Genomic DNA, 15,299 nt, shown 5'->3' with positions numbered 1-15,299 from the left:
GGTGGTGGATCCATCTCACTATTGCTGTATTTCAATTTTATAACTTGTTCTTCTTTAGGAATTAATTATGCAAACAGCCCAAAAGCATATTTTTGAGTCAATGGTTATCTTCCGTTTTTTATTAACCAGGTTAACCTGCGCTTGAAATACTTAATGTTCCCTCATCAGTCACTATTATCCTGTAGCGTGTACCATTAGCTGATTTTAGAATTAACCCGCAGCCAATTTTAGAAATTTCAGTGTCTCCGTTTATATCTAGGGTACTGGTTGGCTTTACAATGCCTATACCTATTTTTCCATTAGTTGCAGGCTGTATGGAAGGATTCCCAGAGGTATCCGAATAAGTTTCTTCGGCAAAAAGAATACCTCCAATGTTTATGGCATTGCTTGTTGCATTAGGCAGCGATACATTGGTACCAATGATGATATTGTTACTTCCGAGGTTATTATCGGTAAAAGTGCTGCCAGCCTTGTATCCAAATAGATTGGAGTAGGCTGCATCTGTAGCATCATATCCTGAATTAAAACCCAAAAAGTTAGCATGATATGCACCTGTTGCCTTAAAACCGGCAGACTGCCCTAAAAAGTTAGCATTGCTGGCATTTGTTGCTGAATTACCTGCCCTATATCCAAAAAAGTTTGAATTATTGGCATTGTCTGCTTTATAACCCGTAAAAAATCCAAGAAAATTAGCACTACTTGCACTAGGCGCTTCCATTCCAGCCGATTGTCCAAAGAAATTAGAATTAGATGCCGTCGTTGCATTATAACCCGCAGCTGGCCCCATGAAGTTAGAACCGCTTGAATTTATCGCACTTTTTCCCGCTGAGGGGCCCAAGAAGTTAGAATTACTGGCATATGTAGCACCATCTCCTGCGCTCGCACCTAAAAAATTTGCGTAAGAAGCTTCCGTTGCCTGATTTCCTGCACTTAAACCAAAGAAATTAGAATTACCTGCTTCCGTTGCCTGCATCCCCGCATTTTGTCCCAAAAAATTGGAATTAGAATCAGAAAAGATTGCAGTCCTTTTATCTGCAATTGAACTTCCAATCAACTTAACAGGTGGAGCCATAGTTGACCTAAGCCCATTGCGGGTTTCCCAAAGTACTCCACCCTCATCCCTTTCAATTGCACCATCCTGCGGTATTGTGGTTAAAGTTCCGCTTGGAATAATTAAAGGCGCTGTGGTATCCGTTCCTACTGCAAGGGTAAGATTATTTCCCAAGGTTAAAGCTTGTGTTTTTATCCAGGCCCACCAGTTAAACAGTTTGGAGCGGCTAACGATTTTACTGTCTTCAATTACGCCAACTGTGATCTGGGTTTCAGCATCTGTAGCAATAACCCCGGTCAATTTAGAATTAAGGGCTGCTGCCTGTAAATTACTAACCGGCTTATCGATATCACTTGTATTGTCTACGTTGCTGAGCCCCATATCCACCTTATCCAAGAGAACTGCACCAATTTTGCTGTTTACTGAAATTACAGGTACGCTTAGGGTAATATCGCCACTTCCCAACAGCGAAATGCTATTAACTGTTTTAATATTCGTTCCACTAACAAGGGTTGCTTGTTTACCAACCAAACCATGGACTATTGGCGCATCAGCTGTTCCGCTTAAATCGCCCGCCAGTTTTATTTTCCCTTTAACTATCTCATCTGCATCAGCTACTGTAGCGTCGCTCCCTGCCTCACCTTTAGGTCCCTGGATACCGGGCTCTCCCTTAGGCCCGGGTGTTAGCGCAATGCCATTAACAATGATATCCAGTTCATTTTTGGTATATACGTTTTCGACATCTGCTTTTTGGGTTTCCAAATCTCCAACCCTTTGGGTAAGCGCAGAAACATCTTCGTCAGATAAATTTGCAAGTTTTGTTTTTTCTTCATCGGTAAAATTATTGGCAGATAAACCTTTACCTGCTTCTTTATCGACTTTATTTTCAAGACCGTGTGCATTAGGATCCGTTAAATGCGCTGCTAAAAATTCAACATCAGCTTTTTCATCAAAACGGGCATCCAAATTCTCAATGGAACTTGAAGGAATAACCTGGTCTTTATGCCAGAAGCTATCCCAGGTGTCCCAAAATTGCTGTTGCGTAGGCTTTAAACCGGTTTTAAACCAGTTTTTTATTGCATTTAAAGTTTGTTTTGCCATTATAGTTTCATGATATAAGCAAATGCCAAATAAGGGGGCATGTTATTATGGGGTATATCGTTACCTAAAAAGTTGGAACCAATCTCCCTCCATTCATTTCGATCGCCTTCACCTGGATAAGATAAAGTACTGGTATAGTTAGAACTATCAACTATATTTAGCTGAAACCTTGTTGTAAAGTTATGCCTTGGCATTTCTTGGATAGTCAGTGCATGCTTCTCCTCTCCACCAACCTGTCCAACATAATAATTACTGCCCGCCCCTAAAACAAATCGATCTCTCAAATCGGGCGTACCATTTTGACCATCGCACAAGGCCCAACCTACAGGGATAACATTAATTGCCCCACTCCAAATCACAATTGCACCTGAAGGTAGTTGTGCATTTATTTTGTCGTTTAATGTTTTTACTGCTTTTGAGGTTGCCAGGGTATCCGCGCCATCCAAATCAATTGCAGAACTTATCTGCGTTGGAAGATCCTTAAATGCTGCAAGGTTCTTTAAGCGAGAGAGGCCTGTCCAGGGTATCGCATTTGTTCCTGTGCCAAAAGAGGCATAACGGGTAAAAAATACCTCTTTAACCTGGCCATTTTCAAAGGGGCGTGTTTGTTTGTCTTCCCGAACCACAATGTTGGTTTGGAGCAAACCACCTTTAAAGGGTAACACTTCATTATTAATAACCAGGTAACCATCGCCAACCGTGTTTCCGTTGGTTACACAACCAGAAAGGATATAATTGTCGCCCCCAGGGCTGCAATGGCCTGCAACGCTGTGTAAGCGGTTTGCATAAAATCGAGTGTATCGGTTTCAAGCGGAAAACCTCCTGCCTGCTGTAAATTTATTTGATTCATTCTTTTTCAATATTATAGCGTTTGCCCGCCAGTTTATAAAAATCTATCATTGCTTCTAACTGGTATTTATTATTTACCAGATCGAAATCTTGTGGGATGACTACCCTAAAATCGGCACCCGTATCGGCGTAATCCCCTACTTTCAGCAAATAATTTATGCCCAGGTATTTATGTTTTTGTTCAGTACCGGTATAAATGTATTTACGCTGATATTTGTTGCCGTTTGCAATTTTAATTCGCCTCTGGCCAGCATCGAAAGCATCATTTAAGGTGGCGCGTAAATAACATACCTGACCGTTACGTGCCAGGCGGTATAAATTATCGAGCCTTTTATTATACCATTGCTGATGCAGGGTCGCGATTGGTGTTGCCAGGGCCTGCAACCATGCAACAAATACCGGTTTCCTTAAAAAGGTGGGGGTAAGCAGGATGACTAGTTTATTTATATCTACCTTATACCACATAGCTTATATTGTTAAAATTGACAACTTCAAAATATCCTGATACAGGTATTTTTTTAACTTCAATTGCTACGGGAGCTGCATAGGTTGTTGAATTTATATCTTCATTGATCCAACTGCTTTCAGCGTTATTTATCTGCGGTATTAAAACCCCTTCCACTTCCTGAAGCCTATCTACCAAATGGGCCAATACCAACTCGCCATTGAAAGGCAATTCTTTTAAATACTGCTTTATGGCCTCTTCCACAGGTTTACCACCACTTATAATGCTATTCCCCTGTGCATCCAACACCAAGGGTTGTAATAAACTGTCATGTTTAAGTACAGTTTGTCCGGTAGATAGTTGATGGTGTGGATGGTTACACCTGCATCTTTAATTTCGGCGATATAAGCTTCAAAGCTTGCCTTTTGCTCATCGCTGATCGGACTTAACACCCCACCGCTTTCGGTAGCGATTTTTACGATTACAAGCCCTTCTTTAGACTCTGTTACAGCAGAGTACTTGACTATTTTACTTTGGGCCAATTGCCCTTCGCTAATGTTACTATTATCGTAAACATCTGAATCTGCTACCAAAGGATACCCATATTGAAAAGCCAATGCTTTTTGGCGATACCAACGCGCAGTATGCGGTTTCAATAATGCGATTTTATCATCTGTTTCTGCTTTATGGATATCAAACAGTTTTTCCAGTGCGTAAATGGAAAAAGCGATAACAAAGGTTATCAGTCTCCATACTGCGGTTTTACTGGTACTGGTTAATTCGGCTAAATCAGAATTACTTTCTTTAGCATTAATGATTTCATTTTGAATTTGTTCTATGCTTCTTGCCATTATCTTACAATAAAAGTGCTTAAAATCCTCATCTCCCCAATTCCGTAATCGGTATCGATAAGTGTTGCTGTTGCAGGTGTATAATTGTTGCTGGTGTAATAGTTTAAAATATCGGTGTCGGCGAGCAGATTTCCACTTACCGGATAACTGTTACCAACAAGCAGATCATCTGTGATTGCTATGGCTGCATCGAAACTGAAATCCAGTGCTGCAACGATGCTACCGGTATGGTGCAGTACAAAATCCAGAACCGATTGATTATGTAAGGCTTTTTTAATCATGATGTTGTATTATTTAACTTCTTGTGCTTTTTAAGTTCATCGGTTAAGGCTTCTACTTTTTCTTCAAGTTCCTTAACCATTTCCTTTGTTTTATTTAACTCTACTATCGCTTCCTTAAGCCGAAGCCCCAAATCGTCAACCATTTCCCTGTAGTACTTTAAAACCTTGTCTGCATTATCGATCTCATTCGCCTGAAGTTCAGCTTTTTGCTTATTTCGTTGAAAGAACCAACCGCCGAAAGCTGCAATAACTGCCGTAATTAATTCCCCAACATGTTGTTTAATAAATTCTTCCATTAGCTTAGCGTTGCATTAAAGGTTCCCGATACCGCTCCGTTTGGTGCGAGCAGACCACTGTTGTAGGTGATAGCCAGTTGTTTGATTTCCTCGATAATGCACTGGGCAAGCTTATCGGCTATTCTATCTAAACTGGCGCTGTAATCTTCCTGTTCGGTTTGCTCCGCTTCAAAGGCGGCTATGATTTTAGATTTTAATCTGTTTTTATTTAAAGCCATTTAATTCTCTTTTAAAAATTGTTCGAACCGGTTTTCGATAGCAGATAACTGGGGGTATTAACCAGCGCAATGGTTGGCCCTGCATTGGTTGTGAACTTCATCGCTTTAATTTCTTTGATCAGATCAATCATCAAAGCCTTAAGTGTTTCATTATTTTTCTGCAGCAGAAAGCCATCTTTGTTGATTTCAAAAATCACCTCACCGATATGTAACACCATTTCCTCAGGCTCGCTTATAGCGGATACGAATTGCATACTGTAATCAGCATCTATAGGTGTTACAAGTACGGTACTACCCACCTTCGGAAAGAGATAATATTTCTGCAGTTTCTCATCAATAATGGCCGACAACCTTACATCTGTATGCAATATCTGCCCATCATCACAGGTGCAGGTGCCTTCTTGTTTATCTACTGTCTTTACCGTCATAATGGTGGTATCGGTATCTTGTTTACCCAGCAGTTTTATTTTTTTTGCGATCTCTTCGGTCATTACTTTTTGTTGGTGGTTAATTTATTGCCAATGCTAACTGTTCGCCTTGCGCCCCCGGTACCGTAAGTGGTTACTACCTTTTTTATGAAATAGCTGCCCTCCCGGTTGGGATGTTTTTTATCGATAATTTCCACAGCCATTGCCGGGCTTGCAACAGGCAATAAAAAACTGGTAATGTCTCCACTATAGCCCCCGTATTTTGCGATTTTCAGGTATTCTTCTGCCAGTTTATCAATCGAGCTTTGATCGGTAATCACCTTGCTAGTAAACTTAAACTCTTCGCCATCCTTATCTCCCAGGGTAGCAGTGATCTTTTTGTTGTCCCTGGTACATCCCTCGCATATGATCTTTACCCGTCTATCCTCTCCAGTTTTAAACTCGAGCTTATTTTCAATGATGTTGTAATTAAGATCATAGCTGGCTTTTTGGTTAATGTTGTTTAATTCCTGTAAACCACAGTATAACTCCCCAGCATCGTTTAGGTAAATTTTATAGATTTCCTTAAATTCATCTTTAATCTGTTTAAGGGCCTGAGCAGCATTTTTATCTTTGATGAGGTATTTTTGCAATGCCATTTCAGGTATGTTTGCGGCCAGTTTTAGATCTGTACCGCTCACAATACTTTCCAGTACCTGTTTCAAAGTTGTATTGCTCTTACTAAAAGCGGCATCTTTGCGTTTCAACAACCAGGTGGCATCTTCGCAGTGAATTTCCATTGGAGTAGTACATTTAATCCGGTCTACGTATCCGGTAAATTCTACCCTTTCCAATTTATCCTTATACCCCAAAACAATTTTAACCCGATCACCTTTTTTGATCGCTTCCTCGGTATATACCAGTTTCCCATTCCCCTCTTTAATCAAAAATTTTGTTGGCATTTTAATTACTGCGGTATCGGTAATCTCATCCACCGAACGCGTAATTTCTACGTTGTTTATAGTACTGAACTTATAAACCCCTATTTCAAAGTACCCCTGTAAGACGAACATTATTTAGTGCTTTGGTTACTGATTCATTAATAAATTTGGTCCTTTCGGATAATTCGGCGAAAAAAGGTATATCGCTCACCGCATTGATGCTGTATTTCTGTACACCTTCCTGTCCCACCATTTCATCGAGCTTAAAACTTTTAAGCACAATTTTTTTGATGTCAAACAATTCAAAAAACAAGTTTTCCTGTACCTCAAGGGCCTCGTTAACCAGAAAGAGATCTTTTACTGCTTTGACATCTTCTGTTGGATACGCGCCATTTTCGCCAATACAAACGCCCTTTATTTCTATGTCAAAATCCTCAGTGCAGATATACTCTTTTACTGTTCCCGTTCTCCCCTCACCCACTGTTGCTGTTTCTACAATCGTTTTTTGCAATGAGATAGAAACCAGTGGCTCATTAGGCAGGGTTATAATTTCGCCACTTTGCTTTTTTAAGCTCAGCTGCATAAAATATGGTGAGCCTGATATGTTTCCAATGTTATTCATATCAGGAAGATTGAACATACTCAGCTTTTTATCAAAGCCTGGGTATGGCGAGGCGATATAGCTCAAATGAGCCAGCGCAGTTAATTCTTTAATATTTAGTGTCATTACGCAGTTTGCATTAGTGTGATTGAGCCTAAAAGCCGGTTTAGTTCTTCCTCGAGCATTTGCCGCATTTTCGTGGCCCCTTCGCCCGAGTTAATGGTATTGATTACAATTTGATCCTGCATTTTGGCCAGGTTGATGGTAATATGTGAGGTCTGTGTCCCGCCTCCGGTAATACCACCAGCAACATTTGTTGGTTTACTGCCGCTTTTGTCTTTCGTACCTTTATTATCCCTGGCAAATTTGTCGTATGAACTGGTATCCTGTCCGGCACCTGAAAGCCCGGAAGCTACCTTGCTCACATCTTTAGAGAAGCGATCTACATCAAAAGAAATCCCTAACTGATTTGCTGCACCAGCAAGCTTCTGTCCCCTTTGGGCAGTACCCCGGTAATATGCGTCCGTTTGGGTTTGATGCTCCTTTCGGAGTCTTTCGATCTCTGCCCCAGCTTCTGTTCTAACCCCCTGAAAAGCACGGTCCATCGCTCCACTCACATTGCCATCTAAGGCCATCCCAATAGCCTCGCCAAGGTTAGAAAAGGTTCCTACAATTTGCTCAACCACATCCTTGGCCTGCAGGTATATTAGGGTAAAACCGTAGACCATACTATCAATCCCAAAGTTAAAATCAGCACCAATTTGGTCCCAGACCACCCTAAACATAGTCCCTAAGGCATTCCATGATTTTCCCCAACCATCAGTATATTTTACAACTAAACCGATGATAGTAATTAAAGCAATTATACCCAGTACCACCCAACTTATCGGGTTCATGGCCATTACCAGGTTAAATGCTGCCACTGATGCTACTATCGCAAAAATTGAAGGCGCTAGTGGTGCTAACCAATCAATTAGAGTTGCTACCCCAGATGATAAAAGGTCAACAACGAAGAGGGCACCACTTAAGATATCTTTAAAAACTGAAAGACTATCCCCTCCTTCATCTAAACCAAACATTGCCCTCAAAAAATTCCAGACAGAATTTATAACCGGTTGAATATTACTCTGCAAAATCTCGAAAAACCGGGAAATTACCGGAATATATTCAGCCAGAAACTTAAAACTAGTAATATCCTCAACTGAGTGACCAACCTTTTCCATGGAGCCGGCAATACCATTCATATTTCCGTATTCAGCTAAGGCGGTTTTCATGGCCTGGCCATTGTTTTCCACTGTTTTTGTTAGGCCGTTGAAAGACAGCTTAACTTTATCCCCGGATGCGGTAGCCTCCACACCTAGCTGTTTGAGAGCCTGAAAATCACCACCTTGAGCTGACAAGAGTGCTGATCCAATATCTTCGAACTTTTTACCTTTAGATGCCGCAAGATCCCCTAATGAGGTTAGCTCTGCTGAAGTTGGATTAATTCCATTTTTAGCAAGGTTGTCAAAGGACTCTACTACATCAGCTAGCTGAGAAGGGGATTTAACTGCAAATTGCGAGATCGCATTCATGGCGCTATCTCCAATATCGCGGGAATTAAATGTTTCGCCTAATGTTTCTTTAAAGCCGTTGTATTCTTCGGTTAACTCTTTAATCTTTTTCCCGAAGTCAATCAACTGTGAAACACCAAGGCCAGCTGGATTAATCAAGGGCTTACTGGCATTTGTGGTAATAAAATCTTTGACTTTGGTGGCTCCGGCCTTGACTGAATTTACTGTACTGTCATAAATTGCTTTCGCCCTGCTGGCGGTATTATTAATATTATTTATTCCCCTGGTAATCCCTGAGGCTATATTATTGATGACATTAGTATATATTGTTCCAATTCTGGTTGCCACAGTCCGCACAAAAGCCAAAGACTCATTGCTAAGCTGTTTAAACCTGTTCATTACCAAACCAATACTTTCAGCTATTTTGGCTAAAACAGGGGTTGCCTGGTCTCTTAAACTAATTATATATTCAACTGGATTCATTTATTATTTGGGCTTTGAAGCCTCGGCTTCTTGTTGTCTGATGTAGTGTAAGTTTTGCAATTCTTCAGCCCATTCCTCATCAGAAAGAGAGGAAGGGCTTTGAATGTGCATGTAGTATTTCAAAAAAGCATCTCCTAGCCTTACACTAATTTCAGCTAATGAATAAGCTGAGGTGTCGTCGGGATCGACGACAGCCTCAATTAGAGCTTTTTTAGCTGAGCAGCTTTTTGATTTTGTAAATTTTCGATTGCCTGATAAAGCGGAAACCTTAAGCTTGCATTGTTTTTATCTGCGAAGGCCTCATCCTTTTCGGTACAAATCAAATCAAACAGGGCTTCTTGTGTTACAAAAGGCTTATTTGATGGATTTCTCTTGTCGGCCAGTTTTAAATCTTCCCTGGTAATTACCCTTACAATACAACTAAATTCGTCGATTGTAATTTTAGAACCTCTGCTCTCCGTTGGGCTAACAATGGCTTCTGAATAATTAAACAGAGAGGCGATTTCCTTACGTGCTGATAAAAAATAATCATCTTTTGTTCTGATCTCTTCATCCCCACCTAACCAACAAGTGGCTAGCATTTCTTCAGCGAAACCTACGTCGCCGCTTTTCTGCATAATCGTAAATGCCCTTTTCCAATCTACCATTTGGGGTGCTCTCAAATAACATACCTTATCATCGATAGGCATTTGGTACACATCGGTATGCTGTTTTTTCCAGTCGGCAATCTGTTGGGTTGTAACTTTACTCATGATTGGTTATTGCTGAGTTTTAATTTTTGTGAATACGATTGGCATTTCTACCACCATGTTTTTATCGCCCTGTTTCATGGCTTTCTTTACTTCCGTAAATTCTACGTTTTTAAGAATATCAACCACTACAACACCTCCATCTTCAGGCACGTAAGTGATCACCACGTCAAATTTTAGTGATAACACATCACGGTTTGGTGCAGATTGTACCATACTTTCCAGTTCGCTCTGCCAAATACCTATCTTGCCTTCATAAGTGTTTTTACCACTTAAAATAGCATGTGGATCGGAACCACGACCGTAAAGGGCTTCTTTTTCTTTTTTCACGGTGTATTCCACTTCTGTTACACCATTAATGATTTTTCCGCCAATGGCGATGCTTACATCGCTCCACGAATACTGTTTACTTCCAAATGTCATATTAGTTATTAATTGTTGTGGTAAAACCAATGTTTACGGTAATTTGCTTAGCATAACCCACTGGCTGTAATTTAATTGCAACCTGCATAATGCCGGTGCTTAAGATGTTTTGATTTTCGTCGATATAGACCTCAACGTTAGATAAGTTGCCTGCCGCAACCATTGTAGTTAAGGCATTTTCAACCTGACTTTGCCAGCTTTTTACAACCGCCGGATGGATAGTACCTGAGGCAGCAACTTCAACTTCATCCAATAAATTGTTAACTAAAGAAGCATAGGCTAAAATGATGGCCTTATCTAACACTAAGCCACGTGCAAGACTGTTAAAATCGTCTGTTTCGCTTGTTAATGTTAAGTCGTCGCTGAAATAGTAACCGCTCTTACTTACAAATGATCTTAAAAAGATGTAGCCCTTGTTATAAATGGCGTCCCAGGCGTCTTGCTGGCTCTCTACCTTTTCGCCATTTGTAAAGTAAGCGGTTAGACTCTCGACAGCTCCATCGGCAACACGTCCCAAATTTCTTTGTACAGGAGTTTTTGCCAAACGGCCTAATGCTAAACCAACTGAAGCCACTTTAGTAGCATCGGTATTGGCCAAAAGGCACGCAACCTTATTGAATGAAGCGGTAGTGTAGTCTTTTAGGTCGGCAATGGTTCCGCTATAGTTATTGCCCGAAATAATTACGCGAACTGGCATATACTTTTCGGCATAATATGTGGCCAAAGCCTGCGCTTTAACTACTGCAGTATGCACATCACCATCTAAACCATCTACTGCCACTTCAGTGCCGGCCGATTTTTTTAAGGCACCCAAAACACGGATAGCGCCTGCGGCATCTGCCAGTAATTTCTTAGCATAAGTTTTGGTAACATCAAGCATTTCGGTGTAAGCTATATCCGCAGCCACCAACATTAACCAAAGTTCTGCCCCTTGGCCAGCTTCGGTATAAAACTGTTCTAACTGTTTGTAGATAAAGTCGTTTGCTCCACCTGCCACGATTCCGATGTTTTCTGCGTCGCTTAGGCTAAATAATTGATACGAAGTATCAAGTGTCAAACCCGGGGTGCCTGTTACTGCCTCACCGGTTGCAATAAGTCCGATAACTTTATCGCTTGTTGCTGGCTGTTGTAATAAACCGCCGTTTTGGATGTTAAATTTTACTGAAGGTAAATTCATTTTAACGATATTTAATTTATTTTTAATTTTTGTTTAATTAAGCGGTAGATCAGGTATACCATACTAAGCACAAGTGCTGCCCGCCCGAGATAAATCTGTAGGTTCTGCCATAAGGTTAAAGGCCTTATTACCTCAATCGGCGGGCGTATAATGGTTTCCGTCCTAAGTTCTTCTATGTACTGCTGTTGCCAGGTTCTAAATAGTTTTTGTGCTGTGGCATAACAATCCACCTTCAACTCATTTCCTTCCATTTTCACCGTTGGAACATTGAGGTAATTTCCAGCCTTCTTAGTTTCACTATCCACCCTTAGAACCGGCTTGCCACTAATGCAATCAATCCATGCCTGATAAAAACTACTATCTGGATCTGTTTGGATAATGGTATCGCGTTGTACCTGGGTAATGGTTTTGATTCTTAATACCTCGTTTGTGGCAACCTGCCTGGAACGGCAGGCTACCTGCAAACAAAGTACAATCAACCCGAAAAAAACTATCCTAAATGGCCTCATTTAATCTTATAAATGCTTTAATGGTTTTTATATTTCTGGTACGTCTTGCTACTTGATATCCCTCCCTGGATCCATCACCATTTGTATTTCCTTCAATGGTCTGGAGTAATTCGTTTTCCAACACTTTCTCAACAAAGCCTGTGTGTCCGGTACCATTGGGGTTGATCATAATAAATATATCTCCGGCCTTTGGTGTATGTACCGCTAGCTTTTTGCAGGCGATGTACTGATCGTTAACGCCACCAGTACGTTTTAGCTGCATTTTAGAACCTTTAGCATTACAATCCTGAAGCACACACCAGTATACAAATGCCATGCACCAGGCGTAGCCCTTACCAAGTCCTACAGCTTTTAAGTATTCCTCTACCTGCTTACCGCCATTGCTTCCTTTGGGGTACTCTTCCACTCCGATTTGTTTTTGAGCAACATTAATCCAATTCGTCATTTTTTCTCTTTGATTATACCCGGAGTTTATGTGTTTATTTCCCCGTTGTTAAGACAAAATTGCTACGATTTTGGGCGCAAAAAAAATTGGGTATCAGGCATTGTAAACGATTTAACAAGCGCTGTAAAGTACCTCTACAATGCCTGAACACGGTTTTTTTCCTGAATTAAATTTCTTGGAGATTTGTTGATATAAATAAATTATGCAAGACTTAATATTTAACACAGACCTAGAATTGGAACAGGGGGATTTCCTTGTTGGCTTCTCAGATGAGTTGCACCAAAAACACATTTTACTTGCCGAAAAAGGTGAGTACAAACAATACCCTGAACTTGGGGTAGGCATTTTAAACCTCTTAAACGGAGAGAATGCAACAGCCCTGCTGATAGAGGCTAAACAGAATTTTGAATACGACAGGATGAAGGTAAAAGAGCTTAAGTTTACTGACCAGAACAGTTTACATATAGAAGCCAGTTACTAGGCATGCCGGTCATAAAAACAAACATGCAAGAGGATGCCATCGCTAGGGGAAAAAGGAGCCCCTACATGGCTTTGCGTTTAACAATTAAAAAAAGATTAAGAGAATGACACCACGCAAAGAATTATTTTTGGCTGTAAAAGATAAACTTACAGCCATAACGGGTATTGAATATGTTGATTTGCATCGCAAACAGTTTGGCCCGGGCAACGAAAATTACACGCAATACTATACAGGTTGCCTGATTAAAATTTTACCCATACAATGGTCTACCATGGTTGAACAGCGGCAGGAAGCCGCAGCTACAATTGAAATAAAGCTATACACCAGGGATGGGTTTGCGGACCATATTTCCGGTACGATGGGAAATAGTGATGGGTTGGCAGAAATAGATTTGATTGATCGCATTGCAGCGCAACTACAATTTTTAAAGGGCGATACTTTTAAAGCGCTGCAACAACTGGCAGAAGAAAATGTTGTTGAGGATGAGGAAGCTGGCGTTATGGGTATTTCGATTGATAAGCTTACTTTTTCGACCGTATTTTATCAGGTAACAACCTCGAAATACACACCGCAAAAAATCACAATAGAATAAATTTGCAGCATTAAAAATAAGTTTTAAGCAAGCTTAGAGGCGTTAGTAGTACTGATGACACATCCCTTAACATCGTTTAAAACTTATTTAAGCAAGGCTTAAAGGGCGTAATTACCTTCGCCCTTTAAGATTGCCCTAACTGTACGCGGACTGATGTAAAACCGTTGTGCAGTTTTCTCTTCTAGAGCGTCTAATCGCCACTCGGGATACTTTCTGCACAAATCGTCAAAATAAGTTTTGACGTCCTGGTTACGTAGTTTAAATTGCTGTTTTGCCATGGTGTATTTAATTAAATGTAATTTATTTTAGTCGTTCTATAGGATGCTTACCAGGTGTAAGCTTTTTTTTGAGGCATAGCCTGATTTTATTAAGATTGATTTTTCACTTTTTTATCGGGTAATTAGCCGATAATTTAATTTATCGGCTAATTACCCGATACACCAACTCACATCTGCTTTAAAACATTGTTTATCAGCAGTATTTATAACTATTAACACTGAAATACTTGCTTTCTAAAACTTAGTATGCAGCGCCGGTGTCAACTAATCCCTCGGCAGTGCTTTGTAGCATATGCAAGAAATTAGAGACTAGAAAAATTAAGGCTCAAACTCTCCCATTTGCCACTTTGGTTTCGTTTCTTGAATTCGTAACCGAAGGCTTTAAAGGATTGGCTGTAACTTTCTTTAATCAGCTGTAAGCCGCTGACCCAGCGCACGTCATTAAATTTATCCTCATGCTTGAGTAAGTCCATGACTTTGGCGTATTCTAAATCACCTTTTACATTTCTTTCCAAAAAGCTCATTAAAATATCATGGAGCTGGGCATCTCTTTTCTTAACGGTATCGCTTAAAAAATCTTTAATTAATCCAACAGCTTTTGTTGCGCGTTCATCCCAAAAACGATCAGTATCCCTGCGCCTGGTAATATTTTTAGAGCCATTGCTGTGTACAATTGCAAACCCACCCTTGCTATTGCCTCTTATACCGCCATATTGATTCAGCTTCTCGGCCTGCAAATCCATAACGGTATGCAGTTTATTTTTAAATCTGGCTGTTGCCAGCGCCAGCTCATTCGCCTCCTCCCAAAGCAATTCGATTGTGCCGTCCTTATGCTTCTCATAAATGGCTTTTTCAGCCATGCGTTGTTGTTTTTCAGCTTTCTTCTTCTCGGCAAGTAATTTTTCCAGTTCAAGGGTACTTAATTCGTTAATGTTGATTGATCTGTTTTGCATATTCTCTATTTTATGGCGTAATTATTCTTTATGATCTATTAGGGTCTACTTTCTTTTGGTTATTTTAATATCAGCTGCCTGAACGAAGAAGGTTTGCTGGGTATCGAAACGTTTGACTTTAAGCCCGGTTTCTTCACCACCAATCACGTCCCCAACCGCATTAAAATGTGGATGCATATCGTTAACAACCCTTATTTCGCTGTTATTGTAATATTTTAATAGTTTTTCAATTTGTCCTAGTTCCATAGCTATATTAGTTCGTTAAGTAAAATTTCATTTTGTTTTATGATCTGTATAAAGGCGTCATAAACCGCCTTGCTTGGTTTCATTGCAGTGTATTTGGAGCTATGCCATATCAGATAAAGATTTAGGGTCTTCTTACCGGTTAATCTTTGGGGATATCGCTTCAAGATCATGCTGTCTCTATTTAGCCAGATCTGCTGCCACCACTGCCAAAACTCTGGTGTTGCCTTCCAAACTTTCGCAGCATTTGCATTACCAGAATAGTCCATCAAAAATTCATCTGCTAAATCCAGAAACAGATTGGTAACTTCCTCTTTATTTAAATTAAAGTGCTGCGACATTTCTTTGATATGCTGGTTAAAATCCTTCATT

General features: G+C 40.3%; 24 protein-coding genes. 2 read left to right on the top strand and 22 right to left on the bottom strand.

The features are described 5' to 3' along the window. Window positions 1–130: 130 nt before the first annotated feature. The 18 genes from G7074_RS15790 to G7074_RS15710 form a co-directional block, all read right to left on the bottom strand. On the bottom strand, window positions 131–2,152 hold the full coding sequence (locus G7074_RS15790; RefSeq protein ID WP_166209620.1) for a hypothetical protein: 2,022 nt from the start codon (window positions 2,150–2,152) through the stop codon (window positions 131–133). Further along, a complete protein-coding gene (locus tag G7074_RS15785; protein ID WP_166209617.1) occupies window positions 2,152–2,817 on the bottom strand; it encodes a tail fiber protein in 666 nt (221 codons plus the stop codon). Before G7074_RS15785 ends, G7074_RS15790 begins: the two co-directional genes overlap by 1 nt. Before the next feature lie 47 nt (window positions 2,818–2,864). Continuing rightward, complete coding sequence (locus G7074_RS15780; RefSeq protein WP_166209614.1) at window positions 2,865–3,002, bottom strand: hypothetical protein; 138 nt, start codon at window positions 3,000–3,002, stop codon at window positions 2,865–2,867. Then, on the bottom strand, window positions 2,999–3,466 hold the full coding sequence (locus tag G7074_RS15775) for a hypothetical protein (protein WP_124561748.1): 468 nt from the start codon (window positions 3,464–3,466) through the stop codon (window positions 2,999–3,001). Before G7074_RS15775 ends, G7074_RS15780 begins: the two co-directional genes overlap by 4 nt. Then, a complete protein-coding gene (locus tag G7074_RS26715) occupies window positions 3,456–3,710 on the bottom strand; it encodes a hypothetical protein (protein WP_205944076.1) in 255 nt (84 codons plus the stop codon). Before G7074_RS26715 ends, G7074_RS15775 begins: the two co-directional genes overlap by 11 nt. A 14-nt stretch (window positions 3,711–3,724) precedes the next feature. Then, window positions 3,725–4,297 carry a hypothetical protein gene (locus G7074_RS15770; RefSeq protein ID WP_205944075.1) on the bottom strand — a complete coding sequence of 191 codons (573 nt, stop codon included), beginning with the start codon at window positions 4,295–4,297 and terminating at the stop codon, window positions 3,725–3,727. Then, window positions 4,297–4,578 (bottom strand): hypothetical protein, encoded by a 282-nt coding sequence (locus G7074_RS15765; protein ID WP_166209611.1) that lies wholly within the window; start codon window positions 4,576–4,578, stop codon window positions 4,297–4,299. The genes G7074_RS15770 and G7074_RS15765 overlap by 1 nt, the downstream gene beginning before the upstream one ends. Next, a complete protein-coding gene (locus G7074_RS15760) occupies window positions 4,575–4,874 on the bottom strand; it encodes a hypothetical protein (protein WP_199748404.1) in 300 nt (99 codons plus the stop codon). The genes G7074_RS15765 and G7074_RS15760 overlap by 4 nt, the downstream gene beginning before the upstream one ends. Then, window positions 4,874–5,092: a hypothetical protein gene (locus tag G7074_RS15755; RefSeq protein ID WP_124561751.1), complete on the bottom strand. Its 219-nt coding sequence runs from the start codon at window positions 5,090–5,092 to the stop codon at window positions 4,874–4,876. Before G7074_RS15755 ends, G7074_RS15760 begins: the two co-directional genes overlap by 1 nt. A gap of 11 nt (window positions 5,093–5,103) precedes the next feature. Beyond that, window positions 5,104–5,583, bottom strand: a complete 480-nt coding sequence (locus G7074_RS15750) for a hypothetical protein (RefSeq protein WP_166209608.1) — start codon at window positions 5,581–5,583, stop codon at window positions 5,104–5,106. Next, window positions 5,583–6,572 (bottom strand): late control protein, encoded by a 990-nt coding sequence (locus G7074_RS15745; RefSeq protein WP_166209605.1) that lies wholly within the window; start codon window positions 6,570–6,572, stop codon window positions 5,583–5,585. The genes G7074_RS15750 and G7074_RS15745 overlap by 1 nt, the downstream gene beginning before the upstream one ends. Then, the gene (locus G7074_RS15740; RefSeq protein ID WP_166209602.1) at window positions 6,547–7,167 is read right to left on the bottom strand and encodes a DUF6046 domain-containing protein; all 621 of its coding nucleotides are present in this window, start codon (window positions 7,165–7,167) and stop codon (window positions 6,547–6,549) included. The genes G7074_RS15745 and G7074_RS15740 overlap by 26 nt, the downstream gene beginning before the upstream one ends. Beyond that, entirely contained in the window at window positions 7,167–9,077 is a 1,911-nt protein-coding gene (locus tag G7074_RS15735; protein WP_166209598.1) for a hypothetical protein, read from the bottom strand. The genes G7074_RS15740 and G7074_RS15735 overlap by 1 nt, the downstream gene beginning before the upstream one ends. Before the next feature lie 200 nt (window positions 9,078–9,277). Continuing rightward, entirely contained in the window at window positions 9,278–9,829 is a 552-nt protein-coding gene (locus tag G7074_RS15730; protein ID WP_124561756.1) for a hypothetical protein, read from the bottom strand. 6 nt (window positions 9,830–9,835) lie between these two features. Next, a complete protein-coding gene (locus G7074_RS15725; protein WP_124561757.1) occupies window positions 9,836–10,249 on the bottom strand; it encodes a hypothetical protein in 414 nt (137 codons plus the stop codon). Window position 10,250: 1 nt separating this feature from the next. Next, window positions 10,251–11,426, bottom strand: coding sequence for a DUF2586 family protein (locus G7074_RS15720; RefSeq protein ID WP_124561758.1), 1,176 nt, complete (start codon window positions 11,424–11,426; stop codon window positions 10,251–10,253). Between the two features lie 11 nt (window positions 11,427–11,437). After that, window positions 11,438–11,935, bottom strand: a complete 498-nt coding sequence (locus tag G7074_RS15715) for a hypothetical protein (protein WP_124561759.1) — start codon at window positions 11,933–11,935, stop codon at window positions 11,438–11,440. Continuing rightward, the gene (locus tag G7074_RS15710; protein WP_166209595.1) at window positions 11,922–12,380 is read right to left on the bottom strand and encodes a CHAP domain-containing protein; all 459 of its coding nucleotides are present in this window, start codon (window positions 12,378–12,380) and stop codon (window positions 11,922–11,924) included. Before G7074_RS15710 ends, G7074_RS15715 begins: the two co-directional genes overlap by 14 nt. Window positions 12,381–12,582: 202 nt before the next feature. Between G7074_RS15710 and G7074_RS15705 the strand changes: the two genes are divergently transcribed. Further along, window positions 12,583–12,861, top strand: coding sequence for an oxidase (locus tag G7074_RS15705; RefSeq protein WP_124561761.1), 279 nt, complete (start codon window positions 12,583–12,585; stop codon window positions 12,859–12,861). Between the two features lie 103 nt (window positions 12,862–12,964). Then, complete coding sequence (locus tag G7074_RS15700; protein WP_166209592.1) at window positions 12,965–13,453, top strand: hypothetical protein; 489 nt, start codon at window positions 12,965–12,967, stop codon at window positions 13,451–13,453. A gap of 98 nt (window positions 13,454–13,551) precedes the next feature. Here the strand turns inward: G7074_RS15700 and G7074_RS15695 are convergent, their stop codons facing one another. From G7074_RS15695 to G7074_RS15680, 4 genes are all read right to left on the bottom strand, one after another. After that, window positions 13,552–13,731 (bottom strand): hypothetical protein, encoded by a 180-nt coding sequence (locus G7074_RS15695; protein ID WP_025143062.1) that lies wholly within the window; start codon window positions 13,729–13,731, stop codon window positions 13,552–13,554. Between the two features lie 302 nt (window positions 13,732–14,033). After that, complete coding sequence (locus G7074_RS15690) at window positions 14,034–14,684, bottom strand: DUF3164 family protein (RefSeq protein WP_124561763.1); 651 nt, start codon at window positions 14,682–14,684, stop codon at window positions 14,034–14,036. A 45-nt stretch (window positions 14,685–14,729) separates the two neighbouring features. Next, window positions 14,730–14,930: a hypothetical protein gene (locus G7074_RS15685; RefSeq protein WP_124561764.1), complete on the bottom strand. Its 201-nt coding sequence runs from the start codon at window positions 14,928–14,930 to the stop codon at window positions 14,730–14,732. Between the two features lie 2 nt (window positions 14,931–14,932). Beyond that, window positions 14,933–15,298 carry a hypothetical protein gene (locus G7074_RS15680; protein WP_166209589.1) on the bottom strand — a complete coding sequence of 122 codons (366 nt, stop codon included), beginning with the start codon at window positions 15,296–15,298 and terminating at the stop codon, window positions 14,933–14,935. Between the last annotated feature and the right edge of the window lies 1 nt (window position 15,299).

This window comes from Pedobacter sp. HDW13 (genome assembly GCF_011303555.1).
Lineage (GTDB): Bacteria > Bacteroidota > Bacteroidia > Sphingobacteriales > Sphingobacteriaceae > Pedobacter.
This window is presented reverse-complemented; position numbering and strand designations above follow the sequence as displayed.

What these genes read in the sequence shown, in the direction of transcription:
- G7074_RS15790 (WP_166209620.1), bottom strand. Translation starts at nt 2,152, where the DNA reads ATGGCAAAACAAACTTTAAATGCAATAAAAAACTGGTTTAAAACCGGT.
- G7074_RS15780 (WP_166209614.1), bottom strand. Translation starts at nt 3,002, where the DNA reads ATGAATCAAATAAATTTACAGCAGGCAGGAGGTTTTCCGCTTGAAACC.
- G7074_RS15775 (WP_124561748.1), bottom strand. Translation starts at nt 3,466, where the DNA reads ATGTGGTATAAGGTAGATATAAATAAACTAGTCATCCTGCTTACCCCC.
- G7074_RS15770 (WP_205944075.1), bottom strand. Translation starts at nt 4,297, where the DNA reads ATGGCAAGAAGCATAGAACAAATTCAAAATGAAATCATTAATGCTAAA.
- G7074_RS15765 (WP_166209611.1), bottom strand. Translation starts at nt 4,578, where the DNA reads ATGATTAAAAAAGCCTTACATAATCAATCGGTTCTGGATTTTGTACTG.
- G7074_RS15760 (WP_199748404.1), bottom strand. Translation starts at nt 4,874, where the DNA reads ATGGAAGAATTTATTAAACAACATGTTGGGGAATTAATTACGGCAGTT.
- G7074_RS15755 (WP_124561751.1), bottom strand. Translation starts at nt 5,092, where the DNA reads ATGGCTTTAAATAAAAACAGATTAAAATCTAAAATCATAGCCGCCTTT.
- G7074_RS15750 (WP_166209608.1), bottom strand. Translation starts at nt 5,583, where the DNA reads ATGACCGAAGAGATCGCAAAAAAAATAAAACTGCTGGGTAAACAAGAT.
- G7074_RS15745 (WP_166209605.1), bottom strand. Translation starts at nt 6,572, where the DNA reads ATGTTCGTCTTACAGGGGTACTTTGAAATAGGGGTTTATAAGTTCAGT.
- G7074_RS15740 (WP_166209602.1), bottom strand. Translation starts at nt 7,167, where the DNA reads ATGACACTAAATATTAAAGAATTAACTGCGCTGGCTCATTTGAGCTAT.
- G7074_RS15735 (WP_166209598.1), bottom strand. Translation starts at nt 9,077, where the DNA reads ATGAATCCAGTTGAATATATAATTAGTTTAAGAGACCAGGCAACCCCT.
- G7074_RS15730 (WP_124561756.1), bottom strand. Translation starts at nt 9,829, where the DNA reads ATGAGTAAAGTTACAACCCAACAGATTGCCGACTGGAAAAAACAGCAT.
- G7074_RS15725 (WP_124561757.1), bottom strand. Translation starts at nt 10,249, where the DNA reads ATGACATTTGGAAGTAAACAGTATTCGTGGAGCGATGTAAGCATCGCC.
- G7074_RS15720 (WP_124561758.1), bottom strand. Translation starts at nt 11,426, where the DNA reads ATGAATTTACCTTCAGTAAAATTTAACATCCAAAACGGCGGTTTATTA.
- G7074_RS15715 (WP_124561759.1), bottom strand. Translation starts at nt 11,935, where the DNA reads ATGAGGCCATTTAGGATAGTTTTTTTCGGGTTGATTGTACTTTGTTTG.
- G7074_RS15710 (WP_166209595.1), bottom strand. Translation starts at nt 12,380, where the DNA reads ATGACGAATTGGATTAATGTTGCTCAAAAACAAATCGGAGTGGAAGAG.
- G7074_RS15705 (WP_124561761.1), top strand. Translation starts at nt 12,583, where the DNA reads ATGCAAGACTTAATATTTAACACAGACCTAGAATTGGAACAGGGGGAT.
- G7074_RS15700 (WP_166209592.1), top strand. Translation starts at nt 12,965, where the DNA reads ATGACACCACGCAAAGAATTATTTTTGGCTGTAAAAGATAAACTTACA.
- G7074_RS15695 (WP_025143062.1), bottom strand. Translation starts at nt 13,731, where the DNA reads ATGGCAAAACAGCAATTTAAACTACGTAACCAGGACGTCAAAACTTAT.
- G7074_RS15690 (WP_124561763.1), bottom strand. Translation starts at nt 14,684, where the DNA reads ATGCAAAACAGATCAATCAACATTAACGAATTAAGTACCCTTGAACTG.
- G7074_RS15685 (WP_124561764.1), bottom strand. Translation starts at nt 14,930, where the DNA reads ATGGAACTAGGACAAATTGAAAAACTATTAAAATATTACAATAACAGC.
- G7074_RS15680 (WP_166209589.1), bottom strand. Translation starts at nt 15,298, where the DNA reads ATGAAGGATTTTAACCAGCATATCAAAGAAATGTCGCAGCACTTTAAT.